Here is a 787-nt window from a genome sequence, read left to right on the forward strand (position 1 = left end):
TAAAGCGTAGGTATTGGCACCCAATTCAATACGCGCAACATCTTTAAGTCGAGTGATTGCGCCATTGTTACCAACACGAAGAACGATGTCTTCAAACTCTTCGATGCTTTCTAAACGCCCCTTCACTTTGATCAAGAGCTGAAATGGATTCTCTTCAACGCTTGGTTGAGCACCTATTGTACCCGCTGCTGCTTGGCGATTTTGTTCACGAATAGAGGTGATAACATCGGTCGTGGTCATACCTAATGCGGCAACTTTCTCTGGGTTCAACCAAATACGCACGGCGTAATCACCTGCCCCAAAGACCTGTGCGTTACCGACACCTTCCAAACGCGCTAACTCATCGCGTACTTTCAACTTCGCAAAGTTCGAGAGATACAACATGTCATAACGATCATCAGGCGATAGTAAATGAACAACCATCGTGAGGTCAGGAGACGACTTTGTTGTGGTAACACCTAAGCGCTGAACATCTTGCGGTAGTCGAGGAATCGCTCGCGCTACCCTATTTTGAACTTGAACCTGCGCGTCATCGACGTTAGTTCCTAGCTCAAACGTAACTGTGATAGATAAAGCCCCATCAGATGTTGCTTGCGAAGCCATGTACAGCATGCCTTCAACACCATTGATGGCTTGCTCTAAAGGCGTTGCAACGGTTTCAGCCATCGTTTCTGGATTTGCACCAGGATAGCTTGCATTGACCACGACAGTTGGTGGAACAACTTCAGGATATTCGGTAATCGGAAGTTGAAATACTGCAATCAAACCGGCAATAAAAATCAGAAGC

General features: G+C 46.5%; 1 protein-coding gene. It reads right to left on the bottom strand.

Annotation, left to right across the window (positions count from 1 at the left end):
- A partial coding sequence (locus tag A3739_RS03440; protein ID WP_197472013.1) for an efflux RND transporter permease subunit occupies positions 1-787 on the bottom strand: 787 nt, incomplete at both ends.

It is taken from the genome of Oleiphilus sp. HI0067, from assembly GCF_001635735.1.